The sequence below is a fragment of the Polaromonas sp. Polasp52 genome (assembly GCF_059491565.1).
The window spans coordinates 2,285,372-2,304,595 of record NZ_CP168513.1 but is presented as its reverse complement, the minus strand read 5'-3'; the positions used below and the strand labels follow the sequence as shown (position 1 = coordinate 2,304,595).

The window sequence follows — 19,224 nt, the reverse complement described above, 5'->3', positions numbered from 1 at the left end:
TCGTGGTGTGTCGTTGTGGCGGTGAAGCGGATGCCCTCGCACCCGCGGTGTGCGTGTCGGATGCCGTCAGATATAGGTGGAGGCCAGGCCGCCGTCGACGGGGAGGTTGGCGCCGCTGACCCAGCGCGCGGCATCGCCGCACAGCCAGGCCACCACGGGCGCGATCTCGTCGGCAAAGCCGGGGCGCAGCATGCGGTGGGCGTCGGCCTGGACGCGCTCCTGGCCCAGCATGGCCACGAAGTCGCCCAGGATGGGCGTGAACACCGGGCCGGGCGCCACGCAGTTCATGCGCACGCCTTTGCCCAGGAACCACTCCTGCGACTGCACGGCGTTCCAGACGATCAGCGCTTCCTTGAAGTACTGGTAGCAGGTCGTTTGCGGCACCGGGTGGGCGCGCAGCCATGCGGCGCCGGCTTCAAAGCCTTTGGCCGCCGCGAGTTCCTTGTGCAGGGCCAGGCGCTGCGGCCATTCGGCGCCCAGGATGGAGGCCACGTTGACGATGCTGCCGCCGCGCGGCATGCGCGCCAGCACTTTTTCCGTCAGGTGCCTGAGGCCCAGGTAGTTCACGCGGGCCACCAGCTCGCCCTCGGCCGTGCCCGGCACGCCGGCGATGTTGCACAGCGCATCGACCTGGGCCGGCAGCTGGGCCACGGCGGCATCTATGGCTTGCGCCGTGCCGAGGTCGGCCTTGATAAAACCGTCCAGCGTCAGGCTGGGGTCGTTGCGGTCCATGCCTATGACACGCGCGCCGTGGAAGCGCGCCAGCCTGGCGGTCTCGGCGCCTATGCCCGACGAGGTGCCGGTGATGACGATGGTCTTGCCTTGCAGGCTCATCAGGCTCATAAGGCCTCCGGGGTATGCGGATTCATGAAGCTCTCCTTGAAGTGGTGAAGTCGTGGGCTGAAGGTCCGGTTCAGAACGGGAACATGGGCGCGGTGTCCTTGATGGTCATCCACTGCCACTGCGTGTATTCCTCCCAGTCGGCCGGGCCACCCACGCTGGTGCCGTTGCCCGCGATGCCGGGGCCGCCGAAGGGGTTGACGCAGTCGTCGTTGACGGTCTGGTCGTTGATGTGGACCATGCCGGCCTTGAGCTGCTGCCCCACCGCCATGGCGCGGCCCACGGAGCGCGAAATCACGGCGCAGGCCAGGCTGCCGGTGTTGTTGTTGGCCAGCGCCACCGCTTCCTCGTCGCTGCCGAAGCTGATGATGTTGGCCACCGGGCCAAAGGTTTCTTCGTCAAAGACGCGCATGCCGGGCCTGACGCCGGACAGCACCGTCGGTTTGTAGAACAGGCCGTCATGGGTGCCGCCGGCTTCGAGCTTCGCGCCGGCCTTGATGCTGTCCTGCACGATGGCATGCACGCGGTCGCGCTGGCGCGCGTCGATCAGCGGCCCGAGCGCGACTTGGCCGGTGGCGCCGTCGCCGACCGGCAGGTGCGTGGCCTTGGCGACCAGGCGCTGCAGCAGCGGGGCGGCGATGCTTTCATGCACCAGGATGCGGTTGGCGGCCATGCAGATCTGGCCCTGGTGCAGGTAGGCGGCCCAGGCGGCGTTGCTCGCGGCGATATCCAGGTCGGCATCGTCCAAGATGATCAGCGAGTTCGCTCCGCCCAGCTCCAGCGACACCTTTTTAAGGTGCTTGCCCGCGAGTTCGCCTATGCGCCTGCCCACGGCGGGCGATCCGGTGAAAGCGATCATGGGAACCAGCGGGTCGGTCACCAAAGCCTCGCCGGCTTCGGCGTCGCCGGGCAACACATGCAGCAAATCCTTGGGCAGGCCGGCCTCGGCAAAAATGCGCGCGATCATCAGGCCGCCGGTCACCGGCGTGCGGGTGTCGGGCTTGATCACCACGGCATTGCCCGCGGCCAGCGCCGGCGCCACGGCGCGCAGCGTCAGGATCAGCGGAAAGTTGAAGGGCGAGATCACGCCCACGACGCCGTGCGGCATGCGGCGGGCGATGCTGGTGCGCCCCGGCACGCTGGGCAACACATGGCCCTGGGGCTGCAGCGGCATGGCCGCAGCCAGGTGGCAGATGGTGATGGCCTCGCGAATCTCATGCTGGCCCTTGGGCAGGATGCCGCCGGTTTCGCGTGTGGCGTACAGCGCGAGTTCGTCGAAGTGCTGCTGGAACAGCGCGCCGGCGCGGCGAAAGACCTCGGCCTTCTCGCGCGGGGGCAGGGCGGCCCAGGGCTTTTGCGCGCCGGCCGCCGCCTGCGTGGCCGCGGCCACATCCGCCGCGTTGGCGATGCCCACGGTGCACATCACCTTGCCGGTCGCGGGCTCGACCACGTCGCGCTTGCCGCCGCCCAGCGGTGCGCTCGCCAGCGCGGAAAAATCCAGAAATGCCTTCGCGTCGGATACACCCATTTGCTTTTGTCCTCACGGTTGTTTGATCAGCTCGCCACATCGGCGCGTCGTGCTGCTGTATCGCAATGCATGTACCAGCGGCGCGTGCCGTGGCCCGCTTGCGGCGTTGCAGCAAGCGGTTTTTCACTGGGAAAACCGGGACATACCCTAGGTCCGGTTGCTGCGGCGCAGCACATGGAAAGCCCTGAGGGTTTTTTGATCAAATAGTTATAAAGTAAAACTACTTTTTCACCATTTGATCAATCCAAGGAAACTGCCATGGGTGTCTCTGATCGCATTTCCCTGGCCGAGGTGGCCCGGGCCACCGGTGTCGCGCTGGGCAGCTTTGACAGCGCCTCGGTGGCCAAGGCCCTGGGCGGTTTTGCCAGCACCCACATAGGCGGCGACACCCATCCGACGATTGCCGACATCAGCGAATGCCTGTTCTTCTCGCCGGGCGACGGCCGCATCTGGCTGCAGGACCAGCGCATGGTGCTGCTGCACACCGAGGCGCTGGGCGCCATGCGCCGCGAGATGGTCGACAGCATGGGCATCGAGAAGGCGCGCGGCCTGTTCACCCGCGCCGGTTATGTCAGCGGCGCCCGCGATGCCCAGCTGGTGCGCAAGCACTGGCCCGATGCCGACCCGCCGGCGGCCGCCATGGCCGGCACACGCCTGCATGCGCTCGAGGGTGTGGTGAAGGTGGAACTGGTCAGCGTGACCTACGACCCCGACACCAGCGGCTATGAGGGCGAATTCATCTGGCACAACTCCAGCGAGGACGACGAGCACATCGCCGCCTACGGCATAGGCGGCTCGCCGGCCTGCTGGATGCAGGTGGGTTACGCCACCGGTTATGTCAGCACGCTGTTCGGCCGCCTGATCGTGTTCCGCGAAACCATGTGCCGCTCCATGGGCCATGCGCAGTGCCGCGTGGTCGGCAAGTCCGCCGACAAATGGGACAACATCGAGGAAGACATGCGCTACCTGAACGCCAGGGAGTTTGTCGACACCGCGGCCTATGCGCGCAGCGAAACAGCCCCGGCCGACCTGGCGCCCAGCGAGGCGCCGGCCGGCGACGCCATGGTGGGTGCCTCATCGGCCTTTAACGCGGCCTGCCACCAGTTGAGCCGCGTGGCGCGCACCTCCGCCACCGTGCTGTTCACGGGCGAGTCCGGTGTGGGCAAGGAAAAATTCGCCAGCATGCTGCACAGGATCAGCCCGCGCAAGGACCAGCCATTTATCGCGGTGAACTGCGCGGCCATCCCGGAGACGCTGATCGAGTCCGAGCTCTTCGGCGTGGAGCGCGGCGCCTACACCGGGGCCAGCCATTCGCGGCCGGGCCGCTTTGAGCGCGCCAGCGGCGGCACCCTGTTCCTCGACGAAATCGGCATGCTGAGTTTTGTGGCCCAGGGCAAGCTGCTGCGCGCCTTGCAGGAGGGCGAAGTCGAGCGCGTGGGCGGCACGCGCGGCATCGCGGTGGATGTGCGTGTGGTGGCCGCCACCAACGAGGACTTGCGCCAGGCCGTGCGCGAGGGGCGCTTTCGCGAGGACCTGTTCTTCCGGCTCAATGTGTTTCCCATCCACCTGCCGCCGCTGCGCGAGCGGCGCGACGACATTCCGCTGCTGATGAACCATTTCCTGAACCACTACCGACGCAAGCACGGCTGCAACACCGGCGGCTTCACCCAGGCCTCGGTGCGCACCCTGCTGAACTACGGCTTTCCCGGCAACATCCGCGAACTGCAGAACCTGATAGAGCGCGCCGTGATCATGGCCGATGCCGATGGCCTGATCGACGTGCACCACCTGTTCACCGGCGGCGAGACCCTGAGCGCCGAGGTCATGACCTTGCGGCTGCAGGGCAGTTCGGGCACCCTGAACCTCGAGGGCACACCGGCCTGCGCCCATCCCGTGCTGACGGGCGCCGCGGTTGCGCAGCAATCGCTGGAGCAAACCGAGCGCGACACGCTGGAGCGCGCGATCTCCGCCTGCCAGGGCAACCTCTCGGCGGCGGCGCGGCGGCTTAACACCACACGCGCCAAGCTGGCCTACCGGGCCAGGAAACACAGCCTGATCTAAGTTGCTGCCGGGGCCAGTGCCCCCAGGTAGGCCCGCACCTTTTCATCGCGCGCCAGGGTATCGAAGTCGGGCGCTTCGCTGACAGCACCCTTTTGCACAAAGATGAAACGCTCGCAGCACTGCCGCAGGATGTCCACGTGATAGGGCTCGTTGGGGTGCAGGCATAAAAACACCAGCCGGCCGTTGGCCTTGAGCCTGGCGAAGAAGTCCAGCATAAAGCCGATATAGCCGTCCTGCGTGTTGAACTGCGGTTCGTCGAATAGATGCACCAGCGGCGAATCGCTGTGTGCATGCGCCAGCATAAAGTCGGGTCTGGTCTTTTGAAACGAGCGCACCTGGTAGGACTGGTGGTAGTGAATCGCCAGCCGGTCGCGCTCGTGCGTGCGCACCTGGTGGATGTCCTGGCCGTTCACGAGCACGCGGCCCGCGCTGGGCAGGTTGCTGCCGGTGATGAGTTCGAACAGCGTGGTCTTGCCCGAGCCGTTGGGGCCCATGACACCGACCACACAAGGCTTGTCAAATTCAAAATCGGCGTTCAATGAAAAAGTCGTGGTTTTGCGGAACACGCCGCGCTGGTATTGCTTGGCGAGGCTCTCTACGCGTAACAGTGGGTGGCTCATGCTGGCTCAAACTCCCAAAAACTGCCGGCACAAGGCGGCATCGTTGCGCAGGTCGGCCGCGGGGCCTTCGTGGACGATCACGCCCTGGTTCATCACATAGGCGCGGTCGGCCACCTGCAGCGCGCTTTGCACGTTCTGCTCGACCACCAGCACCGCGATGCCTTCGGCCTTGAGCCGGCTGATGGTCTTCATCACGTCCTGCACCACCTTGGGCGCCAGGCCCTGGCTGGGCTCGTCGAACAGTACCAGGCCGGGCGAGCCCAGCAGCGCGCGCGAGATCGCCACCATCTGCATCTCGCCGCCCGAGAGGTTTTCGCATTCGCGGTGCATCAGGTATTCGAGCGCGCTGAAGATTTCAAAACACTCTTTTTCGTGCCAGGGCCGAAAGCGCGTGGCCTTGCGCGCAATGGCCAGGTTGCGCGCCACCGTGAGGGTCGGAAAGATGCGGCGGTCGTCGGGCACCCAGCCCATGCCGGCCTTGGCGATCTCATGCGTGGGCATGCGCGTGATGTCGCGCTTGTCGAAGCGGATGCCGCCTTTGCGCGGCGGCGTCAGGCCCAGCACCGAGCGCAGCAGCGTGGTCTTGCCCGCGCCGTTGGGCCCCAGCAGCGCCACCACTTCGCCGGCGCCGACTTTGAGCGACACGTCGAACAGCACCTGCGTCTCGCCGTAAAAAGTGTCTATGCGCTCCACGGCCAGCATGTCCTGCTGCTGCGCAACGGGATTGATGGTGGCTTGGAGGACCGCGCTCATGCCAGCGCTCCCAGGTTGGAGCGGCGCACCCACTCGTTCTCACGCAACTGCTCGGGTGTGCCCTGGCTGATGACCTGGCCCCAGTGGATGACCGAGATCTGGTCGGCGAGCTTGAAGAGGAAGTTCATGTCGTGTTCGATGATCACAATGGTCAGCTGGCGCTTGAGTTCTTTCACGAGCTCCATCAGCCGCGCCGTGCCTTCGGCGCCCAGGCCGGCGGTGGGCTCGTCCAGGAACAGCATGCGCGGTTCGGCCGCCAGCGCGACGCCGATCTCCAGCGCGCGGCGCTCGCCGTAAGACAGGCTGCTGGCCGGCGTGCGCTCCTTGCCCTTGAGGCCCACGCGCTCGAGGATGGCGGCAGCCAGCTGCTGCGCCGTGTCGTCGGCGCCCAGGTCGCGCCAGGGGTTAAAGCCCTGCCGGCGCACATGCGGCGTGGCCACCAGCACGTTGTCCAGCGCGGTATAGCTGTCGAACAAATTCATGATCTGGAAAGAGCGCGACACACCCTTGCGCGCGATCTCGCGCGGCGAGAGGCCCGTGATGTCCTCGCCTGCAAAGGTCACGCGGCCGCGGTCGGGCTTATAGCGGCCCGTCAGCACATTGAAGCAGGTGGTCTTGCCCGCGCCGTTGGGCCCCATGATGCCGTTCAGCTGGCCCTCTTCGAAGCTCAGCGTGATGTCTTGCAGCACCACCTGGGCGCCGAAACGTTTGGACAGGCCGCTGGCCTCAAAGAGCTTCACAGCGCACCTCCGGCCGGTGCGGTCTTGGCGGCGATCGCGCGCCGCGGCCTGGCCTTCCAGGCCTGCCATGCGCCGGCAATGCCTTCGGGCTTGAACAGCACCATGGCCATAAAGACCAGGCCGTACCAGAGCAGCCAGGTCTCGGTGTAGGCGCCCAGCAGGTCGCGCGCCAGGATAAAGAAGGTGGCGCCTATGACAGGGCCCCAGAAGCTCACCAGGCCGCCGCCTATCAGCACCATCATCACCACAAAACCCGAGTTGTGCAGGCTCATGACGTTGGGGTAGGCCGACTGCTGGGCCATGGCGAACAGCGCGCCGGCCAGGCCCGCGACCGCGGTGGACAAGGTGAAGGCCAGCCATTTGTAGAGCCAGACGTTGTAGCCCACAAAGGCCGCGCGCGTCTCGTTCTGCTTGATGGCGCTGAAGATGCGGCCCAGCGGCGAATGGATGAGCCGCCACAGGCCCAGCAGCACCAGCGCGAACAGCGCCAGGCAAAAAAAGAAAAGGGCGTTGTTGCCCGAAAGGTTGAAAGACACCACACCGAAATCGGCCGGCAGGCGCTTGATGTTGAGCAGCCCGTCCTCGCCGCCGGTGACGGTGTGCCATTTGTTGGCGATGAACCAGAACACCTGGCCGAAGGCGATGGTGAGCAGCGCGTAATAAATGCCGCGCCGGTGCGAGATGAACAGCGCCACCAGCGCGCCCAGCGCGGCCGTGACCAGCACAGCCCCGGCCAGGTCAAACCACAGGTTGGGCCAGACCCTGAGCTGCAGCAGGCCGAAGGCATAGGCGCCCGCGCCGAAAAACGCGCCGTGGCCGAAAGAGGGCAGGCCCGTGAAGCCCAGCAGCAGGTTGTAGCCCAGCGCGAACAGCACCCAGATCATGATTTCCAGGGCCAGGTATTGGTAGAGCCCGACGCGGCCCACCCACAGCGGCGTGGACAGCAGCACCAGCAGCGTGGCGAGCATCGGCAGGGGAATCAGCGGCGCGCGGCCGGAAGCGAGTTGCATGGGGGCCTTGTCTCTCTGGGTTTTTCTGCGGGGACGAAAAAAGGAAAAAGCGTTCGAAAAAAAGACGCTGGACAAAACAGAATATAAATTCTATTATTTAAATAAGCAAGAACATTTATTCTAAATTGACGCGATGCGAGCCGGCCCGGCCCATCGCATTTCCCAGGCGGCAAGAACCCATGGACTCTGCAACGAACTACGAAGAACTCAAGGCGCTGATTGGCCGGACTTATCCGGACATGTCCAAGCAGCTGCAGCGCATCGCGCGCTTCGCGCTCGAGCAGCCCAATGAGCTGGCCCTGGGTACGGTGGCCACGGTGGCCGAGGCCACCGAGGTCCAGCCCTCGGCCATGATCCGCTTTGCCAATGCGCTGGGTTACGGCGGCTTTTCCGAAATGCAGCAGGTGTTTCGCGGCCACCTGCTGGAGCGCTCGGACAGCTACCGCGAACGCATAGACCAGCTGCGCCGCAAGCAGCTCAACGGCGAGCGCGCGCCGGCCGGCGTGCTGCACCAGCTGGTGGGCGAGTCGGTGGCCGAGCTGGGCCACCTCGAAGAAAGCATTGCCCAGGCTGACCTGAAGGCCGCCGTCAAACTCATGGCCTCGGCGCCGCGCATCCATGTGCTGGCGCAGCGCCGCGCCTTCCCGGTGGCGGGCTACCTCGCCTATGCGCTGAGCCAGCTCGAGCTGCGCACCCATTTGCTCGACGGTACCGGCGGCATGCTGCGCGAAAGCCTGCGCTCCATCGCGCCCGGCGACGTGCTCATCGCCGCGAGCTTTCGCAACTATTCGCCCGAGGTGATCGCCGCCGCGGCGGAGGCGTCCAGGCTGGGCGCCTCGGTGATCGCCATCACCGACGGCCCGCTCTCGCCGCTCAAGGCGCATGCCCAGGTCTGCCTGGAACTGGCCGACGACTCGTCCAAACCCTTTCGCTCGCTGGTCGCGCCGCTGTGCCTGGCGCAGGCGCTGGTGGTCAGCACCGGCCACCAGCTGGCCGAGCAGGGCCCGGCCAAAACGAAACCCAAGGGCAAGGCCAGGCCGGCGCGCAAGGGCAGCGCATGAACCGCCCGCTGGACCTGATCTGCGTGGGCCGCGCCGCCGTCGACCTGTACGGCGAGCAGATCGGCGGCCGCCTTGAAGACATGCAGAGCTTCAGCAAATACCTGGGCGGCTCGCCGGCCAACACCGCAGTCGGTGTGGCGCGCCTGGGCCTCAAGCCCGCCATGCTGACGCGTGTGGGCGATGAGCACAACGGCCGCTTTGTGCGTGAAACCCTGGCGGCCGAGGGCGTGGACGTTAGCCATGTGGCCACCGACCCCAAACGCCTGACGGCGCTGGTGTTCCTGGGCATCCAGGACCGCGACACCTTCCCGCTGGTGTTTTACCGCGACAACTGCGCCGACATGGCGATCAGCCCCGAGGACTTCGACGCGGCCTTTATCGCCTCGGCCAAGGCGCTGCTGATCTCCGGCACGCATCTGTCGCAGCCGCTCACTTACGAAAGCTGCACCCGCGCCATGGCGCTGGCCAAGGCAGCAGGCACGCGTGTGGTGCTGGACATCGACTACCGCCCGGTGCTCTGGGGCCTGACCAGCCCCGGCATGGGCGAGCAGCGTTTTGTGCCTTCGGGCGAGGTCAGCGCCCACCTGCAGACCGTCATCGGTCATTGCGACCTGGTGGTCGGCACCGAGGAAGAAATCCATATCGCCGGCGGCAGCACCGACACGCTGGCCGCCCTGCGCCGCCTGCGCGAATTGACGGCCGGCACGCTGGTCGTCAAGCGCGGCCCCATGGGCTGCGTGGTGTTCGACGGCGCGATTCCCGATTCGCTCGAAAAGGGTCTGCAGGGGCCCGGCTTTCCGGTCGACGTCTACAACGTGCTGGGCGCGGGTGATGCCTTTATGTCGGGTTTTCTGCGCGGCTGGATACCGGGCGAGCCGCTGGCGCGCTGCTGCGCCTATGCCAATGCCTGCGGCGCGCTGGTGGTCTCACGCCACGGCTGCGCGCCTGCCATGGCGAGCTGGGAAGAGCTGCAGTTTTTCCTGGCGCACGGTTCGACTACGCGCCGCCTGCGCGAAGACGCGCGGCTTGAACACCTGCACCGCACTAGCACGCGCACGCGGCGTTGGGAAGAACTGGTCATCCTGGCTTTCGACCACCGCATGCAGCTGGAGGAGCTGGCCGCTCGCCACGGCGCGGGCATGGCGCGCATTCCGCATTTCAAATCCCTGATCGCTGAAGGCGCGCGGCGAGGCGCCGGCAAGCGCGTCGGGGTGGGCGTGATCGTCGACGGTCGTTTTGGCGAAGACGTGCTGCCTTCTGTCACGGGTAAGGGCTGGTGGGTGGCACGGCCCGTCGAACTGCCGGGCTCGCGCCCGCTGCAGTTTGAAGCCGGCGCCGGCCTGGGCGCGGCCATGCGGACCTGGCCCGGCGAGCATGTCGCCAAATGCCTGGTGAGCTACCACCCGCAAGACCCTGCGCCTTTGCGCGAAAGCCAGCTGGCCAGTCTGGCCGACCTGCAGCGCGCCAGCGTGGACAGCTTTCACGAATTCCTGATCGAGGTCATTCCGCCCAAGGACATGCCCTGCGATGACGACACCGTGCCGCAGGCGCTGGCGCAGATCTACCAGGCCGGCATTTTTCCCGACTGGTGGAAGCTGCCGCCCGCCGCGACCGCAGCCGGCTGGGAAAAGATCGCGGCCGTGGTGGCACAGCACGACCCGCATTGCCGCGGCGTGCTGGTGCTGGGCCTGGAAGCCAGCGAGGAAAAGCTGGACCAGAGTTTTCGCATTGCGGCGCCACATGCGATTTGCCGCGGCTTTGCGGTCGGGCGCTCGATTTTTGCCGATGCCGCGAACGGCTGGCTTGCCGGCGCCATGGATGACGCGGCGGTGGTCCAGGACATTGCCGAGCGTTACGCGCGGTTGATCGCGCTCTGGGACCAGGCGCGCACAGGCAAACGGGCCGGTACCGCTGCCAGTACGGCCGAGCCCGTGAACTGAACACAAGCAACACCACGAACAGGACGGAGACAAGACATGGCACCCCGAATCGGATTTATCGGCATAGGCATGATGGGCCACGGCATGGCCAAAAACCTGCTGGCCAAGGACTTTGGCCTGACGTTCAAGGTCAACCGCAACCGCGACAAGCTGGCCGACCTGATCGCCGCCGGTGCGAAGGAAGCCAAAACCAACGCCGAATGCGCGCAGGCCAGCGACATCGTGTTTATCTGTGTCACCGGTTCGCCCCAGGTCGAGGACCTCGTCTACGGCAAGGACGGCCTGCTGGACGGCGGCCGCCAGGGCCTGATCGTGGTCGACACCTCCACGGCCGAGCCGGCCTCCAGCACGCGCATACGCAAGGACCTCGCAGCCAAGGGCATCAAGCTGGTCGATGCGCCGCTGGCCCGTACGCCCAAGGAAGCCGAGGAGGGCCGGCTCAACACCATGGTGGGCGCTGAACCTGAGGACTTCAGGGCGCTGGAGCCGGTACTCAAGGCCTTTTGCGAAAACATCTTCCACGTCGGCCCGCCCGGCCACGGCCATGTGCTCAAGCTGGTCAACAACATGATGGCCATGAGCTTTGCGGCTTCGATCGCCGAGGCCTTCGCGGTCGCGGCCAAAAGCGGGCTGGACCTGAACCGCCTCTACGACGTGATCTCGGCCGGCGGCGTGAACTGCGGCATCTTCCAGATGATGGCGACCAAAACCTTGAAAGAAGGCGACGTCACCGGCTTCAAGTTCGGCATCGCCAATGCGCAGAAGGACCTGCGCTACTACACCCACCTGGCCGAGATGCTGCCCGTCAGCAGCCTGATGGGCGAGGCCGCGCACCAGAGCCTGATCCAGGCCAGCAACGCCGGTTTCGGCGACAAGCTGATCGCCTCTCTTTTTGAAGCGCAGGAAAAACTCAACGACGTCAAGATCGTTCCCCGTTAAGCCCATCCCTCAACCAGCAGGAGACAAAACCATGAGCGAGATCAACAACAAGGACGCAGCCCCCGAACCCCAACCCGAAGCCACGGCCACTTCGCGCCGCGCGCTGCTCAAGCACTCCAGCCTGGCGCTGGTGGGCGCGGGCCTGTACGGCGCGGCGCCCTTTATGGGCCCCTGGAAGCACAACCACGCCTGGGCGCAGACCGGGCAAAAGAAGCCGCTGACCATAGGCCTGACCATGGACGCCTCGGGCCTGTACGCGGCCTCGGGCGGCGAGGAGCGCCTGGGCGCGATGATGGCCATCAAGGAGTTCAACGACAAGGGTGGCGTGCTGGGCCGGCGCATAGAGGCTATCCACATCGACACCGAAACCACGCCGGCCACCGGCTCGCGCGTGGCCGAACGCATGATCACGCGCAACGAGGCGGCCTTCCTGATAGGTGCGGTGCACTCGGGTGTGTCCAACGCGATCTCGCAGGTGGCGCAGAAGTACGGCACGGTGTTTTTCAACACTAACTCCAGCAGCCCCACCGAGGCCGGCAAGGACTGCCACCGCACCAAGTTTGTCTGGGACGGCAACGGCACCAACTTTTCGAATGCCATCGTCAAGAACGCCATCAAGGCCAGCGGGCGCAACTGGGTGCTGCTGACCAACGACTATGTGTGGGGCCACACCACCTCCAAGGCGACGCGCGCCATCGTGGAGGCCAACGGCGGCAAGATCGTGGAAGAGCTGCTGGTGCCGCAGAACACCCGCGATTTTTCGTCCTACCTGCTCAAGCTGCAGCAGCTCAAGCCCAATGTGGTGGCCACGGCCGTGGGCGGCGACGACATCAAGGCGCTGCGCCAGCAGGTGGTGCAGCTCAAGATGAACCAGACCATGGCCTGGATCAACAACCAGCAGGACTGGCCCGACGTCTACGGCCTGGGCCCCGAGGCCATTTTCGGCGTCTTCGGCACCACCTGGTACTGGCGATTGCACCTGCCCGGCGTGAAGGAGTTCGTCGCGGCCTACCAGAAGCAGTTCCCGGGCATGGCCATCCGCGTGCCGGGCAATGTGTTCCACAACAGTTATATGGCTACGCGCGAGCTGCTGCGCTGCATCGAAGAAGCTGGCACCACGAACAACATCGCGGTCATCAAGAAGCTTGAAGGCCGCAAGATGAGCGCGGCCGACCGCCTGCAGCATTACGACGCGTGGATGGACCCGGTCACCCACCAGTGCCAGCAGACGATTTACATGGCCAGCTACAACGACCAGCCCGCCGAGAAGGACGACATTTTCAAGATCCTCACGCAGGCCGACCCCAAGGACGTGATGGACAAGGACGCCGCGGGCGCCTGCAAGCTCGAGAGCTACGACGCGACGCCCAGCTACGAAGCCTGAGCGCCCCGCTGCCAACCTTTATTCAAGGCCGACATGGATTTCCTGCTTCAGCTTGTTCCGCACCTCGTCAACGGCATCTCGCTGGGCCTGCTGTTCGCGCTCATCGCGCTGGGCTTTATGCTCATCGTGGGGGTGATGGAGACCATCAACCTCGCGCATGGCTCGCTGTTCGCGCTGGGCATGTACTTCGCGCTGTTCCTGGTCGCGCCGCAGCTGGGCATGTTCCCTAGCCTGCAGGCCTGGTATATGGGCCTGCCGTTGGGCACTCGCTACGGCGTGGCGCTGGTCTTCGCGCCGATTTTTGTCGGCATCTTCGGCATGCTGCTGGAGCTGTGCATGCGGCGTACCTACGGCCGCGACCCACTGTACGGCCTGCTGCTGACCTTCGGCGCCGCGCTGGTGATTGAAGAAGGCATACGCGTGGTCTGGGGTTCGTCGGAAAAGCAGCTGATGTTGCCCGAGGCCATCTCCGGTGCCTTCCTGATGGGGGACCTCGTGTATTCAAAGTACCGCTTCTTTGCCAGCGGCTTTGCCATCCTGATGATTGTGCTGCTCTGGGTGTTTTTACAGAAGACGCCCTACGGCGCCATCATCAAGGCCGGCGCGCACGACAGCGAAATGGTGCGCGCCCTGGGCATCAACCTTTCACGCCTGCGCCTGTTTGTCTTCGGCCTGGGCGTGGCGCTGGCAGCCATTGCCGGTGTGGTCATGGCGCCCATCTGGGGTATACGTCCGCATGTGGGCGTCGATGCCGTGGTGCCGGCCTTTCTGATCATTGTGCTGGGCGGTGTCGGTTCGCTGTGGGGAGCGGTGATTGCCGGGCTCATGGTCGGCATGGTGGTGGGGCTTACCGGCTCCTATGCCTCGGAGTGGTCGCTGATGTCCATGTATTTGCTGTTTATCGCCATCGTGACTTTCCGTTCGCGCGGTTTGTTCGGCAAAAAAAGCGTTCTCGATGCCTGATTCCCCCCCCCCGCCAATATCTGCCGCAGAAAGCCATTTGAATGAAACCGCTTCAAGACAAAGTCGCGCTGGTCACAGGCGCGGCCGGCACCATGGGCCTTGCCGTCGTCAAGGCCTTGCTCGAAGACGGCTGCAAGGTCGCGATGGTCGATGTGAACCACGAGCGCAACCGTGCGCTGGCCTATGAACTGGGCTCGCGTGCCTTGTCGTTCTCGTTCGACATCAGCGATGCGGCTGCCGTCAGCGACGGCCATGCACTCATCGTCAAGGCATTCGGGCCGGTCGACATCCTGGTCAACAACGCCGGCATCCTCTCCAACAACAAGGTGGAAGCCACCGAGGCCGGTGAATGGCGGCGCGTGCTGGGGGCCAACCTGGACGGCGCTTTTTACCTCGCGCAGCAGGTAGTGCCGGCCATGAAGGCACGGCGCTTCGGCCGCATCATCAACACCAGTTCGCTGGCGGCCAAGACCGGCGGCCTGACGGCCGGCACGGCCTATTCGGTGTCCAAGGGCGCCATGAGTTCGCTGACCTTTTCACTGGCGCGCGAACTTGCGCCTTTTGGCGTCACGGCCAATGCCGTCGCGCCGGCTTACGTCAAGACGCCCATGATCACCGAGCAGCTCAATGAAGAGCAGCGCCAGAAGCTGCTGAAAGACATCCCGGTCGGCCGCTTTTGTGAACCCGAGGAGTTTGCCCATGTGGTGCGCTTCCTGGCCTCGCCGCTGTCGGGCTTTATCACGGGCGAGATCATTGACCTCAATGGTGGCCTGCTGATGGATTGAGGAAAACCCTTTCGCCGCTCGCCCGCTTTGCGCCCACAATTTCGCCATCCATGAGCATCACACCCCGGATTGATTTCAGCACCGCGCTGGCAGGCCTGTTTGACCTGCGCGGCAAGACCGCCTATGTGCCCGGCGGTTACGGCGGCATAGGCGAGGCCATTGCCTGGGGCCTGGCCATCGCCGGCGCGCGTGTCGCGGTGTCGGGCCGCGATGAGGCCAAGGCGCAAGCCGTGGCCTCGGCGCTGCGGGCGGCGGGACACGAAGCCGTCGGCCTGGCCATGGACGCGCATTCGGTGCCGCAGATGCAGGCGTCTGTCGACACCGTGGCCCAGCAGTGGGGCGGCCTGGACATCCTGGTGAACTGTGTCGGCATGCAGCGCGAGCAGGCCTTGCTCGAGGTGACCGAAGAAGCGTTTGACGAGGTGCTGCAGGTCAACCTCAAGGCCGCGATGTTTCTCGCGCAGGCCGCGGCCAAACAACAGATAGCAGGCGGCAAGGGCGGCGCGCAGGTGCATCTGCTGTCGGTGCGCGCGCAACTGGGGCTGCGCGGCCGCGGTTATTCGGCCTACAGCAGCAGCAAGGGCGGCCTGGTCATGCTGATACGCCAGCATGCGAGCGAACTCGCGCCGCACGGCATCACCGTCAACGGCATTGCGCCCACGGTGGTGCAGACCGAGATGGCGCGCCACTGGCTGGAAAATCCCGAGACGCATCAACAGGTGCTGGCGCGCATTCCGCTGGGCCGCGTGGCCGACCCGCAGGACGTGGCGGGTGCGGCGGTGTTTTTTGCGGCGCCCGCGTCGCGCTTCGTTACCGGACAGGTGCTGTATCTCGACGGCGGTATCACCGCTTCGCAGTAATCCCGAACAAGCTGGTGTAAAAAAGATTGATAGCGCCGCGCCCAATTTTCCCATTCACGCGGGTTCGGACAAGTTGCAGCCTTACTTCGCCAATCCGAGTGCCTTTGCCGCATTCGCCATCGACGGATCCAGCGCCCAATTTGGATTGGCCTGCATATGGCGCTTGAGCAATTCCGCCGCTTCTTCGTTGCGTTTCAAAATGCCCAACGAGAAAACGGCTTCTTTAATACCGCCTATTTTTGCAATACGGGCGGGATCAATGCCAAGTGCTTTGTAAACCGTAGCCACGCATTCTTCATGGCGATCAAGCTGATGAAATGCCGCGGCCATTGCCAGCAAGGACAGTGCACTATGGTCAATAGAGTTCCACTTTTGCGATCGCGCCAGAGCCATAGCCCAGTTCTGATTTTTGGAATCTATCTCACCCAAAAATCCTAGTATCGGTACATACGCCGGATTCTTCTTCGCTATGTCTTCCGCCATCTTGTAAGCCGCATCTACATTGCCTCTGCGCAAGGTAGTCTCCGCCAATACCTGGTGCAAATTGGCTTGGTAAGGACTGCCCTTCTGTATGCCTTGCTTTGCTATGCGGTCTGCACTGGCGAGATCTCCGGCATCCATGTAAAGAATGGCAAGTCTTGGGTCGTAAAAACCTTTGCCAATACAGGATTTGCCTTGGTCTTCCAATGCCTTGGCGCGCCCAAGACGGCTACCCAGCCCAGGGCTCTCGTCCCAGCGAATAGAAAGTGCATCGCAGGTAGGCGCGTCCGTAGCGGTTTGACTCATGGCAACGGAGCTCCACATAGAAATGGCCATACAGAAGAGACCCGACCAAAGCGAATATCTACCGGTGCTGCCACCAAGAAATCGTACGCATTTTTCAGTTTCGCGTTTCAATTTTTCATACCCTCTGCAAACGCTTTCCCTCGGCCGAAGCGCAGTGGCCATAGCTTGGTGCATCTTCGGATGCGGCTTTTCGATGCGCAATTGCGAAGCCGGCTTTATCGCCAAAGAAAAGTTGCTTCATCCTGGGGTTTTCCGGCACAACAATTGGAGACCCTGTTCCAAGGCTCAGCGTTGGCCCGCCAGCGCCGCGACGGCATGCTGCACGCCGCCGCTGCCGAAGGGAATGCCTTGCACCTTCATGGCGGCTTCCACGCCGGCCAGGCAGCCCAGGATCATGGCCGGGTTCATGTCACCCAGGTGGCCTATGCGAAACGTGCGTCCCGCCAGCGGGCCCAGGCCGCCCGCAATCGCGACCTGAAACTGCTCGCGCGCGACCGTGCGCATGGCCTCGGGATCCATGCCCTCAGCCACCGCAACCGTGGTAACGGAGACCGAGCGCGCCGCCGGTTCGCGCACAAAAAAACCCAGCGCGCCGCCTTCGCTCCAGGCCTGGACGGCGGCATGCACGGCGCCGGCGATCAGCCGGTGGCGGGCAATGACCTCTTCAAGGCCTTCGTGAAAAATCAGCCCCAGTGCGGCCTCCAGGCCGAAGAGCAGGGTTTGCGGCGGCGTGCCGCAGAACTTGCGGTAGCTCAGCGGGCTTTGCCGCCGCGCCCAGTCCCAGTAAAACCGGGGTGTCGGGTTGGCCGCGGCCACCTTCATCGCGGCGGCATCGGCGGCGACAAAGGCCAGGCCGGGCGGCACCATCAATCCTTTTTGCGAGGCGCCCAGCACGACGTTGGCGCCCAGCGCATCCATGGCAAAGGGCGCCGCGCCCAGCGAGGCCACCACATCCACCACCAGCAGCGCCGGATGGCCCGCGGCGTCCAGCGCCTGCCGGACTTTGGCGAGCTCGCTGGTCATGCCGCTGGCGGTGTCGGTATGCACCACAAACACGGCGACGATGGCATGCGCGGTGTCTGCGCGCAGGGCGGTTTCAATCGCGGGCACATCAATCGGGTAACCCTCCCGCCAGGGAGTGCGCAGCACTTTGGCACCCATGGCCTCGGCCTGCACGGCCCAGGATTCGGAAAAATGCCCGGTGCCGGCGACCAGCACCTGCCGCCCCGGCGCGAGCAGGTTGGCGATCACGGCTTCCCAGGCACCGTGGCCGTTGCAGGTATACATAAAGACGTCGGCCTTGTCGGTTTGCAGCAGCGCCTTGAGCCCGGTTTCGCAGGCCTGGATCACACGCTCCAGCCGCGGGTCGCCCATGTCCATGGGCTGCCTTCGCATGGCGTCCATGACCTCGTCGGGCACCCGCGTCGGGCCCGGTGAATGGAGGAATCGATGGCCGGGGATGCGTGGGTGGGTTGTCATGCCGAAAAATTATGCGCCTGCCGGCTTGCGGTTGACCAGCACAATCCCGGCCGCCACGGTGGCCAGCGCCACCAGCAGGCCGGTGGTCACGCTTTCCTTGAGCCACAGCGCGCCGAACAGCAGCGCGAACAGCGGCGTGAAAAACACAAACACCGAAATCTTGGTGGCCGGGTAACGCCCCAGCATCCACATCCAGGCCAGGTAGCTGGCGAACGCACCTATCACCGTCTGCAGCAGCAGCGAGGTGATGGCGAACGGGCTGAACTGCCAGGACCATTGTTCGCCCAGGTAAAGCGACAGCAAGGGAAACACGGCGGCGCTGACGGCCAGCTGGTAGAACAGCAGTTTTTCGGCGGAGATTTTGACCAGTTGGGTGGCGCGTATCACCACCGTGGTCAGGCCCCACAGCATGCCGGCGGCCAGCGCCAGCAGGTCGCCGCGCGCGGTTGAGGCATGGTCGCCGGTAAAACCCTCGCGCAGCGCAAACACCACGGCGGCAAATGCGCACAGCAGGCCCAGCCACTGCAGGCCGCGCAGCCTCTCGGACTTGACCCACAGCGGCACCAGCGCCGCGACCCAGAAGGGCGAGGTGTACAAAAACACCGTGAGGCGGGACGCGCTGGTGTATTGCAGGCCCACATAAATGCAGGCGAACTCCGCGCCGAACAGGGCACCGGCCAGCAGGCCGGCCTTGAGCGAGCCGTCTCGGCTGAACAGCGGGATCTTGCGCCACAGGCACCACAGCCACAGCAGGACCGTGGCGCCCACCAGGCGCAGCGAGGCCTGGAACATGGGCGGGACCTCGCTGATGGTGGCCTTGATCAGCACCTGTTGCAGGCCCCAGAACAGGCAGCAGCCCAGCAGCAGGGACATGGCGAGGGTGTCGAGATGGGTCTTGCGTGTCATCGTGAAGGACCTGGGAAAACTGGCGGGAACCTGGAAGCGACGGCCGCGGCCGTCGCCTCTCGTGATCTACAGCGGATGCTCGGTATAAAACCTGCCGCCGTGGAACAGCAGCGGCGAGGCGCCCGCGCGGTGGCCGCAGCGCTCGACCTCGCCGACGAAGATCACGTGGTCGCCTTCTTCATAGCGGCTGCGGTTAAAGCATTCAAAGTGGGCGGCCGCGCCGTCCAGCAGCGGCGCGCCGCTGGCGCCCTCGGTGTGGGCCACGCCGTCCCAGCGGTCGGCGCGCCCGCTGGCGAAACGCTCGGCCAGCTCTTTCTGGTCGGCCGCGAGGATGTTGATCGCGTAGTGCGAGCCGGCGCTCAGCGCGGCCATGGAGCCGGCCGCGCGCGCCAGGCTCCAGAGCACCAGCGGCGGCTGCAGCGACACCGAATTGAAGGAGTTGGCGGTCAGGCCCACCAGCACGCCGGCCGGCGTGCGCGCTGTGACGATGGTGACCCCGGTGGCGAACATGGCCAGAGACGCCCGGAATTCCCGCTGTGAAAAACTGGGGCTGCTCGCTTGGCGAGGTA

The 19,224-nt window shown here is 65.0% G+C and carries 18 protein-coding genes; 8 read left to right on the top strand and 10 right to left on the bottom strand.

Going from position 1 to position 19,224, the window contains the following annotated elements; genetic code table 11:
• Positions 1 to 66 precede the first annotated feature (66 nt).
• A complete protein-coding gene (locus tag ACEN9P_RS10805; protein ID WP_495622165.1) occupies positions 67 to 834 on the bottom strand; it encodes a coniferyl-alcohol dehydrogenase in 768 nt (255 codons plus the stop codon).
• 79 nt (positions 835 to 913) lie between these two features.
• Positions 914 to 2,368: a benzaldehyde dehydrogenase gene (locus ACEN9P_RS10800; protein WP_495621939.1), complete on the bottom strand. Its 1,455-nt coding sequence runs from the start codon at positions 2,366 to 2,368 to the stop codon at positions 914 to 916.
• A 258-nt stretch (positions 2,369 to 2,626) separates the two neighbouring features.
• Here ACEN9P_RS10800 and ACEN9P_RS10795 point away from each other — a divergent pair, with 258 nt between their 5' ends.
• The gene (locus ACEN9P_RS10795; protein ID WP_495621938.1) at positions 2,627 to 4,429 is read left to right on the top strand and encodes a sigma 54-interacting transcriptional regulator; all 1,803 of its coding nucleotides are present in this window, start codon (positions 2,627 to 2,629) and stop codon (positions 4,427 to 4,429) included.
• On the opposite strand, the gene ACEN9P_RS10790 is transcribed toward ACEN9P_RS10795, so the two are convergent.
• From ACEN9P_RS10790 to ACEN9P_RS10775, 4 genes are read right to left on the bottom strand one after another with little or no spacing between them, the layout of a single operon-like run.
• Complete coding sequence (locus tag ACEN9P_RS10790) at positions 4,426 to 5,049, bottom strand: ATP-binding cassette domain-containing protein (protein ID WP_495621937.1); 624 nt, start codon at positions 5,047 to 5,049, stop codon at positions 4,426 to 4,428. The two genes, ACEN9P_RS10795 and ACEN9P_RS10790, sit on opposite strands and share 4 nt — an antisense overlap.
• Before the next feature lie 6 nt (positions 5,050 to 5,055).
• Positions 5,056 to 5,802: an ABC transporter ATP-binding protein gene (locus tag ACEN9P_RS10785; protein WP_495621936.1), complete on the bottom strand. Its 747-nt coding sequence runs from the start codon at positions 5,800 to 5,802 to the stop codon at positions 5,056 to 5,058.
• Positions 5,799 to 6,542: an ABC transporter ATP-binding protein gene (locus ACEN9P_RS10780; protein WP_413330093.1), complete on the bottom strand. Its 744-nt coding sequence runs from the start codon at positions 6,540 to 6,542 to the stop codon at positions 5,799 to 5,801. The genes ACEN9P_RS10785 and ACEN9P_RS10780 overlap by 4 nt, the downstream gene beginning before the upstream one ends.
• The gene (locus ACEN9P_RS10775; protein ID WP_495621935.1) at positions 6,539 to 7,552 is read right to left on the bottom strand and encodes a branched-chain amino acid ABC transporter permease; all 1,014 of its coding nucleotides are present in this window, start codon (positions 7,550 to 7,552) and stop codon (positions 6,539 to 6,541) included. The genes ACEN9P_RS10780 and ACEN9P_RS10775 overlap by 4 nt, the downstream gene beginning before the upstream one ends.
• A gap of 179 nt (positions 7,553 to 7,731) precedes the next feature.
• Here ACEN9P_RS10775 and ACEN9P_RS10770 point away from each other — a divergent pair, with 179 nt between their 5' ends.
• The 7 genes from ACEN9P_RS10770 to ACEN9P_RS10740 are packed head-to-tail and all read left to right on the top strand — an operon-like array spanning position 7,732 to position 15,484.
• Positions 7,732 to 8,613 carry a MurR/RpiR family transcriptional regulator gene (locus ACEN9P_RS10770; protein ID WP_495621934.1) on the top strand — a complete coding sequence of 294 codons (882 nt, stop codon included), beginning with the start codon at positions 7,732 to 7,734 and terminating at the stop codon, positions 8,611 to 8,613.
• A complete protein-coding gene (locus ACEN9P_RS10765) occupies positions 8,610 to 10,553 on the top strand; it encodes a bifunctional 5-dehydro-2-deoxygluconokinase/5-dehydro-2-deoxyphosphogluconate aldolase (protein ID WP_495621933.1) in 1,944 nt (647 codons plus the stop codon). Before ACEN9P_RS10770 ends, ACEN9P_RS10765 begins: the two co-directional genes overlap by 4 nt.
• A 36-nt stretch (positions 10,554 to 10,589) precedes the next feature.
• Entirely contained in the window at positions 10,590 to 11,492 is a 903-nt protein-coding gene (locus ACEN9P_RS10760; protein ID WP_495621932.1) for an NAD(P)-dependent oxidoreductase, read from the top strand.
• 31 nt (positions 11,493 to 11,523) lie between these two features.
• Complete coding sequence (locus ACEN9P_RS10755; protein WP_495621931.1) at positions 11,524 to 12,876, top strand: ABC transporter substrate-binding protein; 1,353 nt, start codon at positions 11,524 to 11,526, stop codon at positions 12,874 to 12,876.
• 33 nt (positions 12,877 to 12,909) lie between these two features.
• Positions 12,910 to 13,839 carry a branched-chain amino acid ABC transporter permease gene (locus ACEN9P_RS10750; RefSeq protein ID WP_495621930.1) on the top strand — a complete coding sequence of 310 codons (930 nt, stop codon included), beginning with the start codon at positions 12,910 to 12,912 and terminating at the stop codon, positions 13,837 to 13,839.
• A gap of 41 nt (positions 13,840 to 13,880) precedes the next feature.
• The gene (locus ACEN9P_RS10745; protein WP_495621929.1) at positions 13,881 to 14,624 is read left to right on the top strand and encodes an SDR family NAD(P)-dependent oxidoreductase; all 744 of its coding nucleotides are present in this window, start codon (positions 13,881 to 13,883) and stop codon (positions 14,622 to 14,624) included.
• A gap of 50 nt (positions 14,625 to 14,674) precedes the next feature.
• Positions 14,675 to 15,484 carry an SDR family NAD(P)-dependent oxidoreductase gene (locus ACEN9P_RS10740; RefSeq protein WP_495621928.1) on the top strand — a complete coding sequence of 270 codons (810 nt, stop codon included), beginning with the start codon at positions 14,675 to 14,677 and terminating at the stop codon, positions 15,482 to 15,484.
• Positions 15,485 to 15,565: 81 nt separating this feature from the next.
• Here the strand turns inward: ACEN9P_RS10740 and ACEN9P_RS10735 are convergent, their stop codons facing one another.
• The 4 genes from ACEN9P_RS10735 to ACEN9P_RS10720 all read right to left on the bottom strand — a co-directional run bounded on the left by ACEN9P_RS10735 (position 15,566) and on the right by ACEN9P_RS10720 (position 19,165).
• On the bottom strand, positions 15,566 to 16,270 hold the full coding sequence (locus ACEN9P_RS10735) for a tetratricopeptide repeat protein (RefSeq protein WP_495621927.1): 705 nt from the start codon (positions 16,268 to 16,270) through the stop codon (positions 15,566 to 15,568).
• A 285-nt stretch (positions 16,271 to 16,555) separates the two neighbouring features.
• Positions 16,556 to 17,749: a pyridoxal-phosphate-dependent aminotransferase family protein gene (locus ACEN9P_RS10730; RefSeq protein WP_495621926.1), complete on the bottom strand. Its 1,194-nt coding sequence runs from the start codon at positions 17,747 to 17,749 to the stop codon at positions 16,556 to 16,558.
• Positions 17,750 to 17,758: 9 nt separating this feature from the next.
• Positions 17,759 to 18,655, bottom strand: coding sequence for a DMT family transporter (locus ACEN9P_RS10725; RefSeq protein ID WP_495621925.1), 897 nt, complete (start codon positions 18,653 to 18,655; stop codon positions 17,759 to 17,761).
• Positions 18,656 to 18,721: 66 nt separating this feature from the next.
• Positions 18,722 to 19,165, bottom strand: a complete 444-nt coding sequence (locus tag ACEN9P_RS10720; protein WP_495621924.1) for a flavin reductase family protein — start codon at positions 19,163 to 19,165, stop codon at positions 18,722 to 18,724.
• Positions 19,166 to 19,224: the final 59 nt, after the last annotated feature.

Bases quoted from the DNA above. Each gene is read 5' to 3' on its own strand.
- ACEN9P_RS10805 (WP_495622165.1), bottom strand. From the start codon at position 834: ATGAGCCTGCAAGGCAAGACCATCGTCATCACCGGCACCTCGTCGGGC.
- ACEN9P_RS10800 (WP_495621939.1), bottom strand. From the start codon at position 2,368: ATGGGTGTATCCGACGCGAAGGCATTTCTGGATTTTTCCGCGCTGGCG.
- ACEN9P_RS10795 (WP_495621938.1), top strand. From the start codon at position 2,627: ATGGGTGTCTCTGATCGCATTTCCCTGGCCGAGGTGGCCCGGGCCACC.
- ACEN9P_RS10790 (WP_495621937.1), bottom strand. From the start codon at position 5,049: ATGAGCCACCCACTGTTACGCGTAGAGAGCCTCGCCAAGCAATACCAG.
- ACEN9P_RS10785 (WP_495621936.1), bottom strand. From the start codon at position 5,802: ATGAGCGCGGTCCTCCAAGCCACCATCAATCCCGTTGCGCAGCAGCAG.
- ACEN9P_RS10775 (WP_495621935.1), bottom strand. From the start codon at position 7,552: ATGCAACTCGCTTCCGGCCGCGCGCCGCTGATTCCCCTGCCGATGCTC.
- ACEN9P_RS10770 (WP_495621934.1), top strand. From the start codon at position 7,732: ATGGACTCTGCAACGAACTACGAAGAACTCAAGGCGCTGATTGGCCGG.
- ACEN9P_RS10765 (WP_495621933.1), top strand. From the start codon at position 8,610: ATGAACCGCCCGCTGGACCTGATCTGCGTGGGCCGCGCCGCCGTCGAC.
- ACEN9P_RS10760 (WP_495621932.1), top strand. From the start codon at position 10,590: ATGGCACCCCGAATCGGATTTATCGGCATAGGCATGATGGGCCACGGC.
- ACEN9P_RS10755 (WP_495621931.1), top strand. From the start codon at position 11,524: ATGAGCGAGATCAACAACAAGGACGCAGCCCCCGAACCCCAACCCGAA.
- ACEN9P_RS10750 (WP_495621930.1), top strand. From the start codon at position 12,910: ATGGATTTCCTGCTTCAGCTTGTTCCGCACCTCGTCAACGGCATCTCG.
- ACEN9P_RS10745 (WP_495621929.1), top strand. From the start codon at position 13,881: ATGAAACCGCTTCAAGACAAAGTCGCGCTGGTCACAGGCGCGGCCGGC.
- ACEN9P_RS10740 (WP_495621928.1), top strand. From the start codon at position 14,675: ATGAGCATCACACCCCGGATTGATTTCAGCACCGCGCTGGCAGGCCTG.
- ACEN9P_RS10735 (WP_495621927.1), bottom strand. From the start codon at position 16,270: ATGAGTCAAACCGCTACGGACGCGCCTACCTGCGATGCACTTTCTATT.
- ACEN9P_RS10730 (WP_495621926.1), bottom strand. From the start codon at position 17,749: ATGACAACCCACCCACGCATCCCCGGCCATCGATTCCTCCATTCACCG.
- ACEN9P_RS10725 (WP_495621925.1), bottom strand. From the start codon at position 18,655: ATGACACGCAAGACCCATCTCGACACCCTCGCCATGTCCCTGCTGCTG.
- ACEN9P_RS10720 (WP_495621924.1), bottom strand. From the start codon at position 19,165: ATGTTCGCCACCGGGGTCACCATCGTCACAGCGCGCACGCCGGCCGGC.